The sequence below is a fragment of the Streptomyces sp. TSRI0281 genome (assembly GCF_001905125.1).
GTDB lineage: Bacteria > Actinomycetota > Actinomycetes > Streptomycetales > Streptomycetaceae > Streptomyces.
Genome location: NZ_LWLE01000035.1, coordinates 378,973 through 399,212, shown reverse-complemented (window position 1 = coordinate 399,212; position 20,240 = coordinate 378,973). Strand labels below are relative to the sequence as shown.

Sequence of the window (20,240 nt, the reverse complement as noted above, 5' to 3'; positions counted from 1 at the left end):
CGCTTGTTGTGCACCGGGGCCCGTGGTGTCAGCGGCCGTGCGCCAGCCACCGGTAGTGCAGCTCCGGGCGCCCCACCTGACCGTAGTGCGGACGCCGTGCGGCGCTGCCCACCGTCACCAGATGCTCCAGGTAACGGCGCGCGGTGATCCGCGAGATCCCCAGCTCCTCCCCGGCGGCCGCCGCGGTCACCCCGTCCTGGGCCGTCCGCAGCACCCGGGTCACCGCCTCCAGCGTCGGACCGCTCAGCCCTTTGGGCAGCGAGGCGGGATGCGCGACGCGCAGTGCCCCCAGGGCCCGGTCCACCTCCTCCTGCCCGCTCGCCTCCCCGGCCGCCGCCCGGAACTCCGCGTACCGCACCAGCCGGTCCCGCAGCGTCGGATACGTGAACGGCTTCAGCACGTACTGCACCACCCCGAGCGACACCCCTTCCCGGACCACCGCGAGATCGCGCGCCGACGTCACGGCGATCACATCGGCCCCGTGACCGGCCGCCCGCAGCGCCCGCAGCAGTTGCAGCCCGTGCCCGTCGGGCAGATACAGATCCAGCAGCAGCAGATCCACCGGCGTACGGTCCAGCGCCCGCACCGCCTCCGCCCGCGTGTGCGCCACGGCGGCCACCTCGAAACCCGGCACCCGGCCCACGTACAGCTGATGGGCGTCGGCGGCCACCGGATCGTCCTCCACCACCAGTACCCGGATCATGCGGTGACCTCCTTCGCCGTACGGTCCCCGAGGGGCAGCCGGACCGTGAACCGTGCGCCGCCGTCCGGCCCCCGGTCCAGTTCGACCGTGCCGCCGTTGCGGTGCGCGGCCTGCCGCACCAGCGCCAGGCCGAGCCCGCGTCCGGCGCCGTGCGTCGACCAGCCGCGCCGGAACACCTCGGCCGCGTCGTCCGGGCCGATACCCGCCCCGGTGTCGGCGACCCGCAGCAGGAGCAGGCCGTCCACGGCGAGGGCGGTCACGGTGACCCGGGCGTGGGACGAGCCGCGCTGAGCGGGGACAGAGCCGGGCAGGGAGCCGGTGCCGGGTGCGGAGACAGAGCCGGGGACGGGGACGGGCGGGGAGCCGGGTCCGGTGCCGGGCGCGGGGACGGCCGCCGAGCCCACGCCGCGTTCCGGGGTGCCGCTCGCCGCCTCCGACGCCGCCTCGACCGCGTTGTCGATCAGATTCCCCAGGATCGTCACCAGATCGCGCTGCGCCGGCCCGCCCGGCAGCGCCCCGTCGTCGATCAGGCTGTCGTCCGCCAGCACCAGCTCCACCCCCCGCTCGTTCGCCTGCGCCGCCTTGCCCAGGAGCAGCGCCGCCAGCACGGGTTCCGCGACCGCGCCCACGACCCGGTCGGTCAGCTCCTGCGCCAGCTCCAGTTCGGCCGTCGCGAACCCCACCGCCTCCTCCACCCGGCCCAGCTCGATCAGCGACACCACCGTGTGCAGCCGGTTCGCCGCCTCGTGCGCCTGTGAACGCAACGCCTGCGTGAAACCACGCTCCGAGTCCAGCTCGCCCGACAGCGCCTGCAACTCGGTGTGGTCCCGCAGCGTCACCACCGTGCCGCGCCGCTCCCCGCCCACCACCGGGCGGGTGTTGACCACGATCACCCGGTCCGCCGTCGGATGGAGCTCGTCGACCCGTGCTTCGGAGTCCAGCAGCGCCCCGGTCAACGGGGCGGGCAGCGCCAGGTCGTCGACCTTCCGGCCGACCGCCCCCGGCGCCAGGCCCAGCAGCTCCCGGCCCGCGTCGTTGATCAGCGCGATCCGGCGCCGCCCGTCCAGCATCAGCAGCCCCTCGCGCACCGCGTGCAGCGTGGCCTGGTGGTAGTCGTGGAGCCGGCTCAGTTCGGCGGCGTTCATGCCGTGGGTGTGCCGTCGCAGCCGGGCGTTGATCACATACGTACCGAGCCCGCCGAGCGCCAGCGCACCGCCCGCCGCGAGGCCGAGTGCGCCCAGCTGATCGCGGACCTGGGTGGAGACCCGCTCCACGGTGATGCCCGCACTGACCAGGCCGGTGATCCTCCCCCCGTCCCGGACCGGTGTCACCACCCGTATCGACGGGCCGAGCGTGCCGGTGTACGTCTCCGTGAACGTCTCGCCGCGCAGCGCCTGTTCGGTGTGCCCCAGGAAGGTGTCGCCGATCAGCCCGGAGTCCGGGTGGGTCCAGCGCACCCCGTCCGGGTCCATGATCGTGACGAAGGCGATCCCGGTGTCCCCGCGCACCTGTTCCGCGTACGGCTGGAGTACGGCGGACGGGTCCGGGGTGCGGATGGCTTCCCGTACGGAGGGGGAACCGGCCACCGCGATGGCGGCCGTCCGTACCTGCCGCGTCGCGGTCTCCTCGGCCTGTTCGCTCCCGGAGACGTACGCGAAGAACGCGCACCCGGCGACCACCGCGGCCACCAGCACGACCTGCATGGCGAAGAGCTGGCCGGCCAGGCTGCGGGGGCGGGTACGGGGGAGGCGCATGGCCCCCAGTCTGCCTGCCCCGGCCGACCGGCCCGCCGATGGCCGGAAAGCGCCTGTGAACGATATGAACGCAAGGGTGACCGGGGTCACAGGGAGGTGGATAGTCACCGGAGCCCCCAGGGACGGGGAGCGACCACGACCGAGCCGAGGAGGCCCCCGTGGCAGTGTCAGCCGCTCAGCGGGACCGAACCCATTATCTGTACATCGCCGTGATCGGTGCCGTGGTTCTCGGCGTCCTCGTGGGCTTCCTGGCCCCCGGGGTCGCCGTGGAGCTGAAGCCCATCGGAACCGGCTTCGTGAACCTGATCAAGATGATGATCTCCCCGATCATCTTCTGCACGATCGTGCTCGGCGTCGGCTCCGTCCGCAAGGCCGCCAAGGTCGGTGCCGTCGGCGGGCTCGCACTCGGCTACTTCCTGGTCATGTCGACCGTCGCCCTCGCGATCGGCCTGATCGTCGGCAACATCCTGGAGCCCGGCTCGGGTCTCCACCTCACCGAGGCGGCCCGTGCCGCCGGTGAGAAGCAGGCGGCGGGCGCCAGTGAGTCGACCGTGGACTTCCTGCTCGGCATCATCCCGACCACCATGGTCTCCGCCTTCACCGCGGGCGAAGTGCTCCAGACCCTGCTCGTCGCACTCCTCGCGGGCTTCGCGCTCCAGGCCATGGGCGCGGCCGGTGAACCGGTCCTGCGCGGCATCGGCCACATCCAGCGCCTCGTCTTCCGCATCCTCGCCATGATCATGTGGGCGGCTCCCGTCGGCGCGTTCGGCGCGATGGCGGCGGTGGTCGGCGAGACCGGTCTGGACGCGCTGAAGTCCCTCGCGATCATCATGGTCGGCTTCTACGTCACCTGTGCGCTGTTCGTCTTCGTGGTGCTCGGCACGATCCTGCGGCTGGTCGCCGGGGTCAATCTGTTCTCGCTGCTGAAGTACCTGGGACGCGAGTTCCTGCTGATCCTGTCCACCTCCTCCTCCGAGTCGGCGCTGCCGCGGCTGATCGCGAAGATGGAGCACCTGGGTGTCAGCAAGCCGGTCGTCGGCATCACCGTGCCGACCGGCTACTCCTTCAACCTCGACGGCACCGCGATCTACCTCACGATGTCCTCCCTGTTCATCGCCAACGCGATGGGGGACCCGCTGAGTGCGAGCGAGCAGATCTCGCTCCTCGTCTTCATGGTGATCGCCTCGAAGGGCGCGGCGGGTGTCACGGGCGCCGGTCTCGCCACCCTCGCGGGCGGCCTCCAGTCGCACCGCCCCGATCTGGTCGACGGCGTCGGCCTGATCGTCGGCATCGACCGCTTCATGAGCGAGGCCCGCGCCCTGACGAACTTCGCGGGCAACGCGGTCGCCACGGTCCTGGTCGGGACCTGGACCAAGGAGATCGACAAGGAGCGCGTGGACCGGGTCCTCTCCGGCAAGGTCCCCTTCGACGAGAGGACGCTCGTCGACGACCACGCCCCGGCGGCGGCGCCCGACGTCCCGGAGCCGCGCGAGGACGACAAGCTGCCGGCGAAGGTCTGACACTCCGGAACACGGACGTCGTCGGACCCTCCACGCAGCCACCCGGACGGGGGCAGCCGAGCCGTCAACGGCCCGGCTGCCCCGGTCCGTTGCTGAACCGCGGTACAACCCCGAGGGGACGGCGGGTGTCTTCCGTACAGGCAACGAGTTCCGTCACGCGTCACACAGAGGACCCCATATGAACCAGACCCAGACCGGCCGTCGCATCCTGCGCGGGGGAGTCGGTTCGCTCGCGGCCGTCGCGCTGACCGGGCTGGGCGCCACACCGGCGCTCGCCGACGAGGGGGAGCCCGACCTCGGGATCGGGAATCTCACCCGGATCACCGGAGCCGAGCCCGGCAAGGGCTTCGGCATGCCGTTCTCGGTGCTGAACAAGGGGACCGAGGAGGTGGCGAAGGTCTGGGTGTCCTACGCCGTGTCGCCGGGGCTCCGTGCCGCCGACTCCTACTCCAACTGCCGCTACGGGACCGTTTCCTCCCACGACGAGAACCCGGACTCGCACTACGCGGTCTGCGCCATCGACCAGCCGCTGAAGCCCGGTGTCGTCTACGTCCCCGAGCGGCCGGTCGGGCTCAAGGCGCTGGACACCGCGCTGTACGACGACGTCTACATGACGGTGAGGGGCACCGAGCCGTCCCCCTCCGGCGACGACGGGGGGCCCGACCCCGTACCGGGCACGGGCGCCCCGCTGAAACTGGTGGAGAAGGGCCCGGCCGACGAGGCCGAACGCAAGAAGCACTCCGAGGACTACGCGGTGGTCGACGTCACCTCGGACAACACCGCCGACTACGCGCTGTCCGGGGCGAAGGTCACCGGCAAGGTGGGCGACAAGGTCACCGCCGAGGTGAAGTTCACCAACGAGGGACCGGGCTGGGTCTACCTCGAACAGGGCCAGGGAGCCGCGACCGTCGACATCCGGATACCGGCCGGGACGTCGGTGGTGAAGCCGCACGGCTTCTGCCACAAGGTCACCGCCTCGCACTACCGGTGCGGGACTTCGCAGTCCTGGGTCGACGAGAACGGCGGCGAGTCGTACACCTTCGTGCTCCGGATCGACAAGGCCGTGAAGAAGGCGGTGGGCAAGGTGTCGTTCAGCGGGAAGGCCCGGCCCTTCGACAAGAACGCGGCCAATGACACCGCCGAGATCGTGATCACCGCCGGTCCGGGCGGTGGCAGCGGAGGTACGAGCGGTGGCTCGGGCGGTCCGGGCGGCTCGGGTACCGGCGGTTCGTCCGGCTCGGGTGGTTCGCCCACCACCGGTGGCTCCGTCACCGGCGGCGGTACGGGTTCCTCGGCCGGGTCGTCCGGCGGCTCCACGTCCACCGGTGGCACCGGCTCGCGGACGACGACGGGCGGCGGCCTGGCGTCGACCGGGTCGGACTCCACGGTGCCGGTGATCGGCGCGGCGGGAGCGGCCGTGGTGGCGGGCGGCGGGATCTTCTACGCGATGCGCAGGCGGACCGGAGTGCGGAAGTAGCCCTCGTACCCCCGCGCCCCACGCCTCCGGGGTGACGTCGCCGCCGCCGGGCGGCAGGGTGTCGGCCCTGCCGCCCGGCGGCGGGTCCCGTTTCAGGCGGGGAGGGCGTCGACGGTGGGGACGACCGTGCCGAACAGGTCGGTGACCGTGGTGAGGGCAGCCTTCTGCAGGACGGCGGCGGGCAGGACGGTGCCGTCGGGGGCGGCGAGCGCGCGGGTGGCGGTCGTCTCGGCGACGACGGTGGGGCGGTAGCCGAGGTTGAAGGCGCCCTGGGCGGTGTGGCTGACGCACATGTGCGTCATGAAGCCGCCGAGGACCAGGTCCTTCCCGCTGCCCGGAGCGGCGCCCAGGCCGGTGAGGGTCTTCTCCAGTTCGGTGAGGTGGAAGGCGTTGGGGAACTGCTTGACCACGACCGCCTCGCCGTCCTTCGGCGCGACCTCGTCGCTGAGGGCACCGAGGTGGGCGCGGATGTCGTAGGGGGTGTTCTCGCCGCCGTCGTTGATGACGTGGACGACCGGGGTGCCCGCGGCACGGGCGCGCTCCAGCAGGCGGGCACCGGCCGCGAGGGCCTCCTCGGCGCCTTCCAGGGCCATGACGCCGGTGCGGTAGGTGTTCTGGTAGTCGATCAGGATCAGGACGGATTCGCTCAGCGCGGCAGGCCGGCTGTCGAGGCCGATCACGTCGCGCAGGGTCGTGGAGGGCTGCCGGTCCGTGCTCATGGTGTGCCTTTCGTGGCGGAAGGACGCATGGCGAAGCTGTCCGCGTCGCATGCGTACGGGCGGGACGGGGCGGGTGGGCGGCGAAGGTCAGGCGGTACGGGTACGGAAGCGGCGGCGGTAGGCCGCCGGGGTGGTGGAGAGCTGCCGCTTGAACGCCCGGTGCAGGGTTTCGACCGAACCGAGCCCGGCGGTGGCCGCGACCCGGTCGAGCGGGCAGTCGGTGGTCTCCAGCAGGCGCCGGGCCGCCTCGACCCGGGCGGCCTCGACGTAGGCGGCCGGGCCTGCGCCGGTCTCCTGCTTGAACACCCGGGCGAAGTGCCGTTCGCTCAGGCACATATGGGCCGCCAGGGCCTCCGCGGACAGGTCCTCGTCGAGGTGCTCGGCGATCCACAGGCGCAGCTCGTCGATGTCGCGGCGGAAGGTGGCGGGCCGGCTGAGCGGCACGGAGAACTGGCTCTGGCCACCCTGTCGTCTGAGGTACATCACCAGCTGCCGCGCCACCGCCAGAGCGACGTCCTCCCCCTGGTCCTCGGCCACCAGGGCCAGCGCGAGGTCCAGGCAGGCGCTGATCCCGGCGCCGGTCCAGATCCGCCCCCGGTCGGTCCGTACGAAGATCGGGTCCGGGTCGACGGTGACGGCCGGGTGGTCGGCGGCGAGCTGGGCGGCGGTCGACCAGTGGGTGGTCGCCGTCCTCCCGTCGAGGAGTCCGGCCGCGGCCAGCAGGTGCGCGCCCACGCACACGGATGCCACCCGCCGGGCGTGCGGTGCGGTGTCCTTCACCCACGCCACGACATCCTGGTCGATGCGCGCGGTGGGGCCCTCCTCGGTCATGTCGACCGCGCCGGGCACCAGGAGCGTGTCCACCTGGCCGCCGACCTCGGAGAACGACAGGTCGGCCAGCAGCCGCACACCCGCCGAGGTCCGCACCTCGCCCCCTGCGGGCCCCGCCAGGCGGACCTCGTACCCGGCGCGGCCCGCGGTCTCCCGGTTGGCCAGGGCGAAGACCTCGGCCGGGCCGGTGACGTCGAGGAGATCGACATCGGGGAAGACCGCGATGACGACACGGTGGGGATGGGGCATGCCTCCATCCTCGTGTCCGCCCACGATGACCGCAATGACGATTCCCTGTCACATCCGGACACGCCGGGCCCGTGCGGACGTCCCTCGCCGGACCGGGGATGACGTGTGGCCGGTACGGGAGCCCTCGTACCGGCCACACGTCATCCCCGGTCCGGGATCCGTCAGCCGAAGGGAATGCGGACGACGGACTGATTGCCGACCCCGACGGTGCTGGAGCCGTTCCCGATGGCGTTCCAGATCTCGACCTTCACCGTGCCGTTCACCAGATTGCCGTGGCTTCCGGTCGCGGACTTCAGGCCCCGGCTCTGGGTGTAGTGCTCGTAGCCGGGTACGGGGTCGGTCGGGAAGTAGGCGTACGTCTCCGTACGGTCCCAGGTCCCGTCGCCCGTGCGGTCGTAACTCACCCTCACCTGCTGGCCGTTGGCGATCGTGGTGCCCGCGTCGACGAGCAGGTCGAACTGGGTGGCCCCACCGTCGTACGTCCTGGTGACGCCGGAGGCGGTGAAGGTCTGCGGGCTGTGCGGGGTGCCGTCATGGTTGGCGCCGCCCGCCGGGGCGAGCGTGACGGCCGATGCGGTGGACTGCGCCGCGCCGAGACCGCCACCGCTGCGGAGCGCCAGCGTGGACGAGCCGGTGGGCGGGTCGGTCGGGTCCGGGGGATCGGTGGGGCCGCTGCCTCCACGGGTCCAGACGCCGACGTAGTCGATGAGCATCGGGCGGCCGGGGACGGTGTCGGCGGTCGGGGTCTTCCCGGCCAGCGCGTCGGGGAACGCGCCGCCGATCGCCAGGTTGAGCAGGACGAAGTACCCGGCGTGGTCGGTCATATTGGCCCAGGTGCCGGCGTCCAGCTGGTTCTGGGTGACCGTGTGGAAGAGCTGGTCGTCCACGTACCAGCGCAGGGCGTTCGGCGTGGCCGAGCGGTCCCACTCGAAGCGGTACGTGTGGAACGCCGACTGGCAACTCGCTCCTGGACAGGCCCTGTTGCTGGCGATGCCGCTGGTCTCGTTGCATGGGCCGCCCGGGTTCACACCGCAGTGCAGCACGCCCCAGACGGAGTTGATCCCGTTGACGTTCTCCATGATGTCGAACTCGCCGATGCCCGGCCAGTTCCAGTAGTTGCCCCGGTAGGGGGAGCCGAGCGCCCAGAAGGCGGGCCAGTAGCCGAGCGCCGCGTTTCCGGTGACGTTCGGCATCTGGATGCGGCTCTCGATGCGCAGGGTGCCGCCCGCCGGAGCCTTGAAGTCGGCCCGCTTGGTCTCGACCCGGCCCGAGGTCCAGTTGCCCGCACCGTCCCGCAGCGGGGTGATCCGGAGGTTGCCGTTCCCGTCGAGGCTGAGGTTGTCGGGGCTGGAGGTGTAGTTCTGGACCTCGCCCGTGCCCCAGTTGCCGGGCCCGCCGGGGTAGGAGTGGCCGGTGTCGATCTGCCAGTTCGCGGCCGAGGGGAGCGAGCGGTCGGCGCCGTTGAAGTCGTCGCTCCACTGAAGGTTCCAGCCCGGGGCGGGCGGTACGTCACCCCGCGCGGACCCGGACCCCAGGACGGTGACCAGCCCCGCGAGTGCGAGGGCGGACGCGGTGAGTGCGGCGAGGACGGTGGTGCGTCTGTGGGGGATGCGGCTCGTGCTCAAGGAACACCTCCGGTGAGGTGGTGCTGGTGAGTGTCTGAGAGCGCTCTCAGCTTTTGTAGATGCACACGGAGGAGCCGTCAATGGCGTCACACTTTTAACTTCTTGAATGCACAGAGCAATGGAACCCTCGCAGACGGTGAGAGGCTTCCCGTCCTTGCCTTGACGCCCGCGTCAAGGATTACCGTCGGCATATGCGAATCGGTGAGCTGGCCGAGCGGGCCGGGACGACGACGCGGACTCTGCGCTACTACGAGTCACGCGGACTTCTTCAGGCACGGCGCGCGGTGAACGGCTACCGCACGTACGACGAGAGCGACCTGCGGATGCTCCAGCAGATCCGGACCCTTCAGGACTTCGGGTTCGATCTGGAGGAGACCCGGCCGTTCGTCGACTGCCTGCGCGCCGGTCACCCGGCGGGCGACGCCTGCCCCGCCTCGCTCGCCGTCTACCGGCGCAAGCTCGGCGAACTCGACGCGCTCATCGAGCAGCTGCGCACGGTCCGTACGGAGGTCGGCGCACAGCTCGCACGGGCGGAACTCGAAGCGTCCGCCGAGCTGCCCGGCGGTCCGGAACCACGTTGTGAACTGGGAGGATGACAGATGATCCATGCAGAAGGTGTCGCCGACGTCACCGATGAGACCTTCGACCAGGAGGTACTGGCGGCCGGCCTGCCCGTCCTGGTGCAGTTCACCGCCGACTGGTGCGGCCCCTGCCGCCAGCTCGTCCCGGTGCTGAGCGCGATCGCGCGGGAGGACGCCGACCGGCTCAAGATCGTCCAACTCGACGTCGACCACAACCCGGGCATCACCGTGCGGTACGGAGTGCTCTCGACGCCGACCCTGATGGTGTTCCGCGCGGGCGAACCGGTGAAGTCGATGGTGGGCGCCCGCCCGAAGCGAAAGCTGCTCCAGGAACTGGAGGACGTGTTCGCGCCGGCATGATCCGGGCGGCTGCCCCGGTGGCCGAAAGTCATGTTGTGCGGTGAACCTGTGTCCGTCTCTGCCGAATGCGTGGGCGGCGACGTGGCTTGAATTCCCGGAGGATGTTGAGATCGCCGCTCCCGGCTCCGATGATGGTCGTGAATCACCGGCGCCCCGCTGTCGTGCGATCGGCGTCCTCGTTGGTGCGGGAGCGGGGGGCGGGGCGTGCGCGGAAGCGGCGAGAGCATGGTTGACGCTTTATGAGGCATCGTCTGCAACTGGCCCTCCAGATCGTGCTGGTGCTTATCGCCAGTCTGTTGGGCATCGTCACCAACTACGCCACCAATGTGGACGATGTGCCGTGGCTGTTGCACGTCCTGCAACAGGCATCCATTCCCGCCATCGGCCTGCTGGTCGTCGCCATGGTGGTCGGTCAGGTCGTCGTCTACCGGCTTGAGAACCCCGCTCCGCCGCCCGTGGACTGGCCGCGTGACCGGGTGCCGTATCCGGGGCTGGACGCGTTCGACGAGGACGAAGCGGCGGCGTTCTTCGGTCGGGAGACACAGGCCGCGGAGCTGACCCACAGACTCCACATGTCGTCGCAGCGACCCGGTGACCGATACCTCGTGCTTGTGGGAGCCTCCGGGAGCGGAAAGTCCTCGTTGGTCAGAGCCGGTGTGATGCCTCGGCTGCGGGGGCGGCGGTGGACAGTTCTTCCCGCTTTCGCGCCCGGCCCGAATCCGCTCGCTGCTCTGGCCGCGTCCATCGTGACGGCCGGTGGGGGCCAGGAGCCGGTGAGTGCCGTCCTGCGGCGTCTTCGGCAGGGCCCCGGCGCGTTGCCGTCGGAGTTGTCACGGTTGCGGGGCGGCCGCTTCCGGCGCACGCTCCTGGTGATCGACCAGTTCGAGGAAGTGGTCACTCTTGCCGGACCGCGGGAGCGCGCCCAGTTCCTCGAAGCGCTCCGGGCGTGCGTGGCTCAGGACTCCACGATCCGGGTCCTGGCCACGCTGCGAGTCGACTTTCTCGGTCAGCTTCTCGCCACCGGATACGCGGACGTGGTTCAACACCCGATCGCCATTGGGGCGTTGGGCAGAAGCCGGCTCGCGCAGGTCGTGGAGCGGCCTGGAAAGCTGGTGGGCCTCACTTTCGCACCGGGGGTGGTCAACAGCATCGTCGACGACGCGGGCACGGATGATGCGCTGCCCTTGCTCGCCTACCTTCTGCAGGAGCTCTACTTCGCCTCCGGCCCCGGCGAGACCGTGACGGAGGAGCTCTACCGCAGCCTCGGCGGCGTCGCCGGGGCACTCGCACGGCAGGCGGATCACACGGTGTCGCAGGTTGGAGCCGATACCGGGGCCGGGGAGGGCGGTATCGATGTTGTGCTCCGCGTCCTCCTCAGATTCGTGACGGTTCAGGGGCAGGAGGTGGCGCGCAGGCGGGTCCCGCTGTCCGAACTCACGGACCGGGAACGCCACATCGTCGACGCTTTCGTGGACGCCCGGCTCCTGATGTCGGCCGTTCACCACGAGGGTTCTTCGGACCAGGAGCCGTACGCCCAGGTGACTCACGAAGCGCTCTTCCGCCAGTGGGCGCCCCTGAGACAGGAGGTGGAGGCGCGCGTCGAGCAACTGCGACAACGCGCCGAACTCGAACAATGGGCCGAGGACTGGTCGTGCTCCGGCCGCAGCACCGACTACCTCCTCACCGGCGAAAGGCTGTCCCTCGCTCAGCGCTGGCTCGTCGCACTGGAGGAGTCCGGCCAGGCCTCCGATTCGGCACGCCTGCTCGTCCAGACTTCGCAGCGACGCGATCAGGCCTTCCTGCGCCGCGTCTCCGACGGCATCGGCCGGCATGTGCTCGAGAGCGCCGCGAGCCACCCGGAGCAGTCGATCCTCCTCGCCCTTGCGGCGGTGAGTGAATGTCTGCCCACGTCGTCGGTCCGCCGTGGGCTCATGACGGCGCTGGCGTTCAGCCACGCCCGCATCCGGCTGGACGGGCACACGGACACCGTCCGCCACGTCGCCTGGTCCCCCGACGGTGACTCGCTGGCGACCGCGTCCAGAGACGGCTCGGCCCGTGTCTTCGACGCGAGGTCCGGACGTGTACTGAAGGTGCTCCCGGCGCACGGTGTGATGGTCGAGGGAGTCGCCTGGGCGCCCGACTCCTCGCAGATCGCCACCACCGGCCGGGACAACGTCGTACGGATCTGGAATGCCGCTTCGGGAGAACCTGTTCGGCTGCTGGCCGGTGCCACCGATATCGGACGACAGGTGGCCTGGTCGCCCGATGGGAGACTCGTCGCCGCCACGTCGAAGGACTGCAGGGTCAGGGTCTGGGAGGCCGGTTCCGGCGAGCTCGTCCACGAGCTGTGTGGGCACCGCGACGATGTCTGGGGCGTTGCCTGGTCGCCGGACGGTGCGCGCGTGGCCTCCGCTTCCCATGACCAGACGGCGATCGTGTGGGACCTGGCGACGGGCTCACCGCTGACGACACTGACCGGTCACACCGACTTCGTCGAAGGTATCGCCTGGTCCCCGGACGGACACCGCATCGCCACCGGCTCGGGCGACCGCACCGCAAGGATCTTCGACGCGCTGACCGGGGACCTGCGGCTGCTCCTGCGCGGGCACGACGACTATGTGTGGAACATCGCCTGGTCCCCGGACGGCCGGGCGCTCGCCTCCGCCTCCTCCGACCGGACCGTGCGCATTGTCAGTACCGACGATGCGAAGGTTCTCGCCGTACTCCGGGGCCACACCGACACCGTTTGGGGCGTTGCGTGGTCTCCGTCGGGCCGTCAGCTCGCCACCAGCTCGACCGACGGCACCGGGCACGTATGGGATCTGAGGCCGAGGGGGGCCGAGAGCGTACTGTTCGACGGGCACAGGGGCGCGGTGAATCAGGCGGCCTGGTCCCGTGACGAGAGCCGCATTGCCACCGCCTCCGACGATGGCACCGTCCGCTTCTGGAACGCGGCGACGGGCGGTTCCGCCGGACAGGCGATCGCGGCGGACGGCCGTGCGTGGAGCGTGGCCTGGTCGCCGCAGGACGACCGGATTGCGTTCAGTACCCATGCCGGAACCTTCCGTGTCACGGACCACGACTCCACCACGGTCTTCGAGCACCATGGCGATGTCATCGAAGCCTGTGCTTGGTCGCCCGACGGCCTGCGTATCGCCACCGGCGGCCACGATGGCACCGTGCGGGTATGGGCGGCCGACTCAGGCACCGAACTCGTCGCACTGGCAGGACATCAGGACTGGGTCGGCCGCATCTCCTGGTCACCCAGCGGCCGGCTGCTCGCCAGTTCTTCCGACGACCGCACTTGTCGCGTGTGGGACGTCGCGGAGAGCCGTCAGTACACCCTGATGCGGGGACACGACAACTACGTGGATGACCTTGCCTGGTCTCCGGACGAGCAGAGGATCGCCACTGCCTCCGGAGACTGGACCGCCGCAGTATGGGAGACCGGTACGGGGCGGCGCATCGACACACTCAAGGGTCACGAAGGGCGAGTCCGCGCCGTCGCCTGGTCACCTGACGGCCGGTACATCGCCACAGGTTCCGATGACCGAACCGTACGCATGTGGTCCGCCGGTACCTTCGAGGAGATCACGGTGGTCGGAGTTCATCAGGACAAGGTGACGTCGGTCGGCTGGTCGAGGGACGGCACCCGGTTGCTCACGGCCTCCAGCGACGGCACTGCCCGCGTCTGGAGGGCGGAACCCGACTTTGTTCAGCTTGAGGCGCACGCACGAGGGCGTGTCTTCCGGACACTCGCGGAGGATGAACGGGACCACCACATGCTGCCGCTCACCTCGCCGTAGGTGCCGTCAATAGCGCTCCTCCACGGTGCGGTCGTCACTGCTCACCAAGTAGGTGCCGGGATCGAGGCCCATCTGCCCACGGGCCGGTGACGACCAGTAGAGAGCGTTGCGCTCCTCGAACGTCTCCGGCCCGTCGTACGAGATCAGCCACACGAAATGACTGCGTTCACGGTCGACCCACGCTCCGCCGATCGTGAAGCCCAACTCCAGCCTGAGCGGGACGATTTCCTCGCGCCAGCGCTTCACCCACTCATCAAGCATCCCCTCGCGGACAACGTAGGTGCGGAGCTGGGTGGTTCTGGGCATGGAGCAGTCCTCCTGGAGCTCGCCCCGGTAGGTGCCTACACGACACATGGCTACGAGCGGCGGCCCCCTCAGGCTTCCCCTCCGGGTGGGGCGCGAAGCCTCGCTTCCTGCTGAGGGTGAGCTGTTCGTGAAACCCATGCCCATCCGATGAGCGGCGGGGCGTCCCGCGCCGGTGACCCACGTCGGCCTCAGTAGGAACTGCCGCAGCCGCTGCCCGATCCGCAGCTGTGGTGGGCGGGGGCGTCGGACAGGCCGCCGTGATCACCGGTTCTGTCGTCCGCACCCGGACCGGGGTGTCTTTCGTCCTCGCGGTCGAGGGCCTTGCCGAGCTTGATCAGCGTCCGGCCGACCGACGGCAGGCCGGGGTGGGCCCCGTGGTGCGACCGTCCCGCGGGGGGCTCCCCGGGCAGTCCGCTCCGCTCGCCGAAGACCACGGCTCCGAGGTCCGACGCGGCCCATGGAGCGGTCCGCCGCATCCGGACGAGGTGGCGGCGTCCCGCCGGGGTCAGCGTTCCCCGGGTGGGACACGCCGCGCGGACGGCCCACCCGCAGGCGGCGAGGGCGAGGAGGGGGCCGGGGTGCGGAAGGTCCCGTACGAGAGCGCACGCCGCCAGAGCCGCCGTTGCGCACGCCGCGCCGACGAGTACCCGTCCCACGAGCCGACGCGCTCGCGCACGCCCGGGGCGCAGCACGAGGCCGTCGTCGACGAGACGGTCCCCGGTCTCCCGGACGGGGCCGCTGCGCACCGCACGCGCCCGCAGCCGTGCGGGTGCTGTGCCGCCCGGGGCTCCCCACTCCGTGATCACCGCGCGCTCCACGGGGGCGTCGCGTCCCTCCGGGGGCGGGGGGAGCCGGAGCCGTCCGTTGTGACGGGCGACCCCATCGCCGCCGCCCCACACCTCATGGAGTGCCGCTTCCACCACGCGCGGCGGCCCGCCCGCGAGGTACGCCACCTCGTACGGGCCGGGATCCTGGACCGGGGCGCGGCCCGAGCGCCGCCCGGAGAGGGTCAGCATGAGGGCGCAGAGAGCCGCCACGCCCACGCCGTCGGCCGACACGATCGCGGTCCACGCGGCTGTGCCCACTCGGTGCCCCCCTGAGCTGGATACTTACCCGATTGTCAGCATCTGACAACCAAGTACGTTCTATGCAATCCGTGTTCGCTTGGTGACCATGGTGCACATGACGCATGTGAATAACTCCCCCACACCCATTACTGTCCTCGGTCTCGGCGCCATGGGCCAGGCCCTGGCCGGCGCCTTCCTGGACGCCGGTCACCCCACCACCGTGTGGAACCGGTCCACCGACAAGGGCGAGCAGCTCGTGGCGCGGGGCGCCGTGCGGGCCGCCTCCGCGGAGGACGCCGTCCGGGCCGGTGATCTCGTCGTGGTCTGCCTCGTCGACTACGACGCGTCGGACAAGGTCCTCACGCCGCTGGCCGACGCGCTGGCCGGGCGCGTCCTGATCAATCTCGGCTCCGACATCCCGCTGCGCGCACGGGAGGCCGCCGCCTGGGCGAAGGAGCACTCCCTCGACTACCTGGACGGGGCGGTCATGGTCCCCGTCCCGGTGGTCGGCACGGCGCGGGCGCTGGTCTTCTACGCCGGCGAGCGGGCCGTGTACGACAAGTGCGAGAGCGCGCTCAAGGCGATCGGGGAGCCCGCCACCTTCCTCGGGGAGGACCACGGTCTCGCCGCCGCCTACGACATGGCGATGCTGGACTTCTTCTACGGCGCCATGGGCGGTCTCGTCCACGCCTTCGCGCTGGCCAGGGCCGAGGGGATCGACGGCGCGGCGCTCGCCCCGTACCTGAACACCATCGCGGGCATCCTCCCGGCCATCGTGGAGCGCACGGGCACCGACGTGCACTCCCGGGTGTACGAGGGCAGCGGGGCCAACCTCGCCATGATGACCGCCGGCATCGACCACATCCTGCACACCACGAAGGGGCGAGGTCTGGACACCGGGCAGCTCGTCGCGATCAAGGCGGCCGCCGAGCGGGCCATCGCCGCGGGACACGGCCCCGACTCCTGGTCGAGCATCGTCGAGGTGCTCGACGAGCGCTGAACCCGCGCCCACGTCAGGGGGCCGCGCCCGCCACCGCGGCGGTGCGGCCCCCGTGCCCTCCGGTGGATCAGGCGGGCCGGAACCACACCGTCGCCAGCGGCGGCAGCGTCACCGTGATGCTCGCCCGACTGCCGTGCGCGGCCACCGCCTCCGGCTTCAGCGGCTCCTCGTTGCGTACGTCGCCGCCGCCGTAGCGGGCCGCGTCCGTGTTCAGCACCTCCACCCAGGCTTCCGGCGCGTCGGGGACACCGAGGCGGTAGTCGTGCCGTACGGCGGGGGAGAAGTGGGAGACCGCGAGCAGCGGTGAGCCGTCGGCGTCGTACCGCAGGAACGCGAACACGTTGTCCTCGGACGCGCCGCCGTCCACCCAGCTGAACCCCTCCGGCACCGTGTCGCGCTGCCAGAGGGCCGGCAGCGCCCCGTAGACCGCGTTCAGATCGCCGACCAGCGTGCGGACGCCCCGGTGGTCCGGCGACGCCCCGTACGACGGGTCGAGCAGCCACCAGTCGGGGCCGTGCCCCTCGGACCACTCGGCTCCCTGGGCGAACTCCTGCCCCATGAAGAGGAGTTGCTTGCCGGGATGCGCCCACATGAAGCCGAGGTACGCCCGGTGGTTGGCCCGCTGCTGCCACCAGTCGCCCGGCATCTTGCTCACCAGTGAACGCTTCCCGTGCACCACCTCGTCGTGCGAGATCGGCAGGACGTAGTTCTCGCTGTACGCGTACACCATGGAGAAGGTCATCTCGCCGTGGTGGTACTTGCGGTGCACCGGCTCCTTCTCCACGTAGCCGAGCGAGTCGTGCATCCAGCCCATGTTCCACTTCAGCCCGAAGCCGAGACCGCCGAAGCCGCCGGGGCCGACATGGTGCGTGGCGCGGGTGACACCGTCCCAGGCCGTGGACTCCTCGGCGATGGTGACGACCCCGGGGTTGCGCCGGTAGACGGTCGCGTTCATCTCCTGGAGGAAGGCGACCGCGTCCAGATTCTCCCGGCCGCCCTGCTCGTTCGGCGACCACTCTCCGTCCTCGCGGGAGTAGTCGAGATAGAGCATCGAGGCGACGGCATCGACCCGCAGCCCGTCGATATGGAACTCCTCGCACCAGTAAGTGGCGTTGGAGACAAGAAAGTTACGCACCTCCTTGCGGCCGAAGTCGAACTCCAGCGTCCCCCAGTCCGGGTGCGCGGCCCGCGACGGGTCCGAGTGCTCGTACAGCGCGCGCCCGTCGAACTCCGCCAGCGCCCAGTCGTCACGTGGGAAGTGCGCGGGGACCCAGTCGGCGATCACGCCGATGCCCGCCCCGTGCAGCGCGTCCACCAGGAACCGGAAGTCGTCCGGGGTGCCCATGCGCGAGGTCGGCGCGAAGAAGCCCGTGACCTGGTAGCCCCAGGAGCCGCCGAAGGGGTGCTCGGAGACCGGCATCAGCTCCACATGCGTGAAACCCAGGTCCTTGACGTACGAGGGAAGCTGCGCCGCAAGCTGACGATAGGTCAGACCCGGTCGCCAGGACGGCAGATGCACCTCGTAGACCGAGAACGGGGCCTCGTGCACCGGGCGGTCGCCCCGGTGAGCCATCCACTCCGCGTCCTGCCACTCGTGGTGCGATGCGGTGACCACCGAGGCGTTGGCGGGCGGCACCTCCGCGTGGCGGGCCATCGGGTCGGCCCGCAGCGTGTGCGAACCGTCGGGCCGGCAGATGTCGAACTTGTACAGGGCGCCCTCCCCGACCGCGGGCACGAACAGCTCCCACACCCCGGTGGAGCCCAGCGAACGCATCGGGAAGCCCGTGCCGTCCCAGTAGTTGAAGTCACCGCTCACCCGCACCCCGCGAGCGTTCGGCGCCCACACCGTGAACCGGGTCCCGGCGACACCCTGGTGCTCCATGGTCCGCGCACCGAGCGCCGTCCACAGCTCCTCGTGGCGGCCCTCGCCGATCAGGTGCAGATCGAGATCACCGAGCGAGGGCAGGAAGCGGTACGGGTCCTGCACCTCGATCTCGTCGTCCTCGTAGGCCACCTGGAGCCGGTACTCGGGTACGGCGGGCACCGGCAGCACCCCGGAGAAGAAGCCGTCGCCGTCCTCGTGCAGCTCGGCCCTCAGCCCCTTGCCGAGCACCGTGACCGAGTGGGCGAACGGGCGCAGCACCCGCAGCACCACCCCGCTCCGGGTCAGGTGTGCCCCCAGCAGACCGTGCGGAGCGTGGTGCTCACCGGCCAGCAGCCGTCCCCGGTCCCCGTCGTCCAGGGGCGGCGCCGGCCGGACACCCTGACCGCCGCCCCGACGGGGGCGGGGCGGGGCGGCCGCGGTGTCGGCGTCGGCGGTCGCGGGGGGTGCGGTCACGGAGACAGCGGCCGGTGCGGTGATCCCGGTGGGCACCGGCTGCTGGACGGGCGGGACCTCGACGCCATCGGACGTCTTGCGGGAACGGGACGGATTGCGGGACGGCTTGCGGGCGGTCACAGGGACTGCCTCCTCGGAGGGTGTCAGGGAAAGCACGGGGTGGGGCGGGGGATGGGGGGAGGGGGAAAAGGCGTTCAGACCGTGGTGGCCGTGGCCAGGCGGTGGATGGCGGCCATCGGCACCGGCAGCCAGTCGGGGCGGTGCCGTGCCTCGTACAGCACCTCGTACACCGCCTTGTCGGTCTCGTGGGCGCGCAGCAGCTCCGGTTCGCCCCGCGGGTCGGCGCCCGCGGCCTCCGCGTAGCCCTCGCAGTACGCGGCACGGCAGCGCGCCGCCCACTCCGCGTTCCACGGGTGGTGCGAGCGGGCCGCGTAGTCGAAGGAGCGGAGCATGCCCGCGACATCGCGTACCGGCGGCTGTGGGCGGCGGCGCTCCGGAAGGGGGCGGGACGGTTCGCCCTCGAAGTCGATCAGTGACCAGAAACCGTCGTCGGAGCAGAGCGTCTGGCCGAGGTGGAGATCGCCGTGAATCCGCTGCGCGGCCCAGTCGTGGCCCTGGTGCCCGAGGGCCGCGACGGCGTCGAACGCGGTGCGCAGCCCGGGGACGTACGGCACGAGCGCCGGGACGGCCCGGGCGGCGGCCTCCAGCCGCTGGGTCATCCCGGCGACGAGGTGCCGGGCCTGCGACCCGCCCAGTGCGGGTGTCGGCAGGGCGGCGGCGAGCGCGGTGTGCACCTCGGCGGTGGCCTCCCCCAGTGCCCGCGCCTGGGGGAGGAAGTCGCGGCCCTCGGCCAGCGCGCCCAGGGCGAGCTGCCAGCCGTCCCGGGCGCCGTGCAGGAAGGGCTGGAGCACACCGAGGGTGAGCGGCTCGGGGGCGGTGGCCTCGAACCAGGCGACCGGGGCGGGCACCCGTACGCACCCCTCGCGGGTGAGCGCGAGCGGCAGCTCCAGATCCGGGTTCGTGCCGGGGAAGACCCGGCGGAAGATCTTGAGGATGTACGCGTCGCCGTAGACGAGCGAGGAGTTGGACTGCTCGGTTTCCAGCACCCGGGGGGTCAGCCCCGGCGGGATCGGCGCGGTCCGGTCGAAGCGGAGGGGGCCGAGCACCCCCGGGCAGCGGAATCGTTCCAGCAACAGGCCCGCCAGCCGCGGATCGTGCAGTGCGTCGTACACGGTGCGCCCGGCCAGCGGCCCCTGTGTCACCCGGCCGATCAGGGCCGGGGCGAGCCGGGGCGGCAGGGATGCCCGTACGCCGAGGAGGAGTTGGTAGCAGTCGTCGGCCGTGCGGGCGGACAGGGCCGGCTGCTGGACCCGGACGAGCAGATGGAGCAGACCCGGCCCCGTGGAGCCGCTGTCCACCGGCAGCATCTCGGTCGCCGAGAGGAGGGAGAAGCCGGTGACCGGCTGTCCCTTGCCGGCGAACCACCGTTGCCGGGGCAGCCATTCATGGAGCAGGGGAACGAGTGACGGAAGCAGCGCCCCGCTCGTCGCGCAGCTTTCCGCCGGACCGCTCTTCGTGGAGTCGTTGCCCGGCGTGCCGCTGTCCGGCACGCCGTCCTTCGTTCCGCTGTCCCTCGTTGCGCTGCTCTTCGCTGCCCTGTTCGTCGTGCTCTTCGCCAGGGCGACGTGCGGGGATGCAGTCTCCGACATGGCATCGCGTCCTTTCCCCGGGCACACCACAGGATGCGAAGAGTGTCCCGGATTGCGGCAATGGCTGTCCGGCTGTGCGGGACGTGTCGGGTGAGGATGATCCGTACGGACTCGACCTGATGAGCCCCGAAGGGCCCGGAGGAGCCCGGAAGAGCTCGATGTGGGGGAGAGTGCCCCGTGCGGGGCGGCGGAAAC

At 71.1% G+C, this 20,240-nt stretch carries 15 protein-coding genes; 6 read left to right on the top strand and 9 right to left on the bottom strand.

Features of this window, described 5'->3' with window-relative positions; genetic code table 11:
• Positions 1-28 precede the first annotated feature (28 nt).
• Both A6A29_RS36350 and A6A29_RS36345 read right to left on the bottom strand, forming a co-directional pair.
• Positions 29-703: a response regulator gene (locus tag A6A29_RS36350; RefSeq protein WP_073727171.1), complete on the bottom strand. Its 675-nt coding sequence runs from the start codon at positions 701-703 to the stop codon at positions 29-31.
• On the bottom strand, positions 700-2,457 hold the full coding sequence (locus A6A29_RS36345) for a sensor histidine kinase (protein WP_073727169.1): 1,758 nt from the start codon (positions 2,455-2,457) through the stop codon (positions 700-702). Before A6A29_RS36345 ends, A6A29_RS36350 begins: the two co-directional genes overlap by 4 nt.
• A gap of 158 nt (positions 2,458-2,615) precedes the next feature.
• On the opposite strand from A6A29_RS36345, the gene A6A29_RS36340 reads away from it, so the two are divergent.
• Together A6A29_RS36340 and A6A29_RS36335 are read left to right on the top strand one after the other, a co-directional pair.
• The gene (locus tag A6A29_RS36340; RefSeq protein ID WP_073727167.1) at positions 2,616-3,977 is read left to right on the top strand and encodes a cation:dicarboxylate symporter family transporter; all 1,362 of its coding nucleotides are present in this window, start codon (positions 2,616-2,618) and stop codon (positions 3,975-3,977) included.
• Between the two features lie 178 nt (positions 3,978-4,155).
• Positions 4,156-5,454 (top strand): LPXTG cell wall anchor domain-containing protein, encoded by a 1,299-nt coding sequence (locus tag A6A29_RS36335; protein ID WP_073727165.1) that lies wholly within the window; start codon positions 4,156-4,158, stop codon positions 5,452-5,454.
• Between the two features lie 92 nt (positions 5,455-5,546).
• Here A6A29_RS36335 and A6A29_RS36330 read toward each other — a convergent pair whose 3' ends face one another.
• From A6A29_RS36330 to A6A29_RS36320, 3 genes are all read right to left on the bottom strand, one after another.
• A complete protein-coding gene (locus A6A29_RS36330) occupies positions 5,547-6,173 on the bottom strand; it encodes an isochorismatase family protein (protein ID WP_073727163.1) in 627 nt (208 codons plus the stop codon).
• A gap of 87 nt (positions 6,174-6,260) precedes the next feature.
• Positions 6,261-7,253 (bottom strand): GlxA family transcriptional regulator, encoded by a 993-nt coding sequence (locus A6A29_RS36325; protein ID WP_073727161.1) that lies wholly within the window; start codon positions 7,251-7,253, stop codon positions 6,261-6,263.
• A 161-nt stretch (positions 7,254-7,414) separates the two neighbouring features.
• On the bottom strand, positions 7,415-8,878 hold the full coding sequence (locus tag A6A29_RS36320) for a family 16 glycosylhydrolase (protein ID WP_073727159.1): 1,464 nt from the start codon (positions 8,876-8,878) through the stop codon (positions 7,415-7,417).
• A gap of 191 nt (positions 8,879-9,069) precedes the next feature.
• Between A6A29_RS36320 and A6A29_RS36315 the strand changes: the two genes are divergently transcribed.
• The 3 genes from A6A29_RS36315 to A6A29_RS36305 all read left to right on the top strand — a co-directional run bounded on the left by A6A29_RS36315 (position 9,070) and on the right by A6A29_RS36305 (position 13,625).
• A complete protein-coding gene (locus A6A29_RS36315; RefSeq protein WP_073727157.1) occupies positions 9,070-9,474 on the top strand; it encodes a MerR family transcriptional regulator in 405 nt (134 codons plus the stop codon).
• A gap of 3 nt (positions 9,475-9,477) precedes the next feature.
• Entirely contained in the window at positions 9,478-9,819 is a 342-nt protein-coding gene (gene trxA / locus A6A29_RS36310; protein ID WP_073727155.1) for a thioredoxin, read from the top strand.
• Positions 9,820-10,058: 239 nt separating this feature from the next.
• Positions 10,059-13,625, top strand: coding sequence for an nSTAND1 domain-containing NTPase (locus A6A29_RS36305; protein WP_073727153.1), 3,567 nt, complete (start codon positions 10,059-10,061; stop codon positions 13,623-13,625).
• Positions 13,626-13,631: 6 nt separating this feature from the next.
• On the opposite strand, the gene A6A29_RS36300 is transcribed toward A6A29_RS36305, so the two are convergent.
• A complete protein-coding gene (locus A6A29_RS36300; protein ID WP_073727405.1) occupies positions 13,632-13,931 on the bottom strand; it encodes an NIPSNAP family protein in 300 nt (99 codons plus the stop codon).
• Positions 13,932-14,119: 188 nt separating this feature from the next.
• On the bottom strand, positions 14,120-15,016 hold the full coding sequence (locus A6A29_RS36295) for a TIGR04222 domain-containing membrane protein (RefSeq protein ID WP_073727151.1): 897 nt from the start codon (positions 15,014-15,016) through the stop codon (positions 14,120-14,122).
• Positions 15,017-15,113: 97 nt separating this feature from the next.
• Here A6A29_RS36295 and A6A29_RS36290 point away from each other — a divergent pair, with 97 nt between their 5' ends.
• Positions 15,114-15,998 (top strand): NAD(P)-dependent oxidoreductase, encoded by an 885-nt coding sequence (locus tag A6A29_RS36290; RefSeq protein ID WP_073727403.1) that lies wholly within the window; start codon positions 15,114-15,116, stop codon positions 15,996-15,998.
• Positions 15,999-16,065: 67 nt separating this feature from the next.
• On the opposite strand, the gene glgB is transcribed toward A6A29_RS36290, so the two are convergent.
• Both glgB and A6A29_RS36280 read right to left on the bottom strand, forming a co-directional pair.
• A complete protein-coding gene (glgB, locus tag A6A29_RS36285) occupies positions 16,066-18,456 on the bottom strand; it encodes a 1,4-alpha-glucan branching enzyme (RefSeq protein WP_073727149.1) in 2,391 nt (796 codons plus the stop codon).
• 74 nt (positions 18,457-18,530) lie between these two features.
• Entirely contained in the window at positions 18,531-20,045 is a 1,515-nt protein-coding gene (locus tag A6A29_RS36280) for a maltokinase N-terminal cap-like domain-containing protein (RefSeq protein WP_079183167.1), read from the bottom strand.
• Positions 20,046-20,240 lie beyond the last annotated feature (195 nt).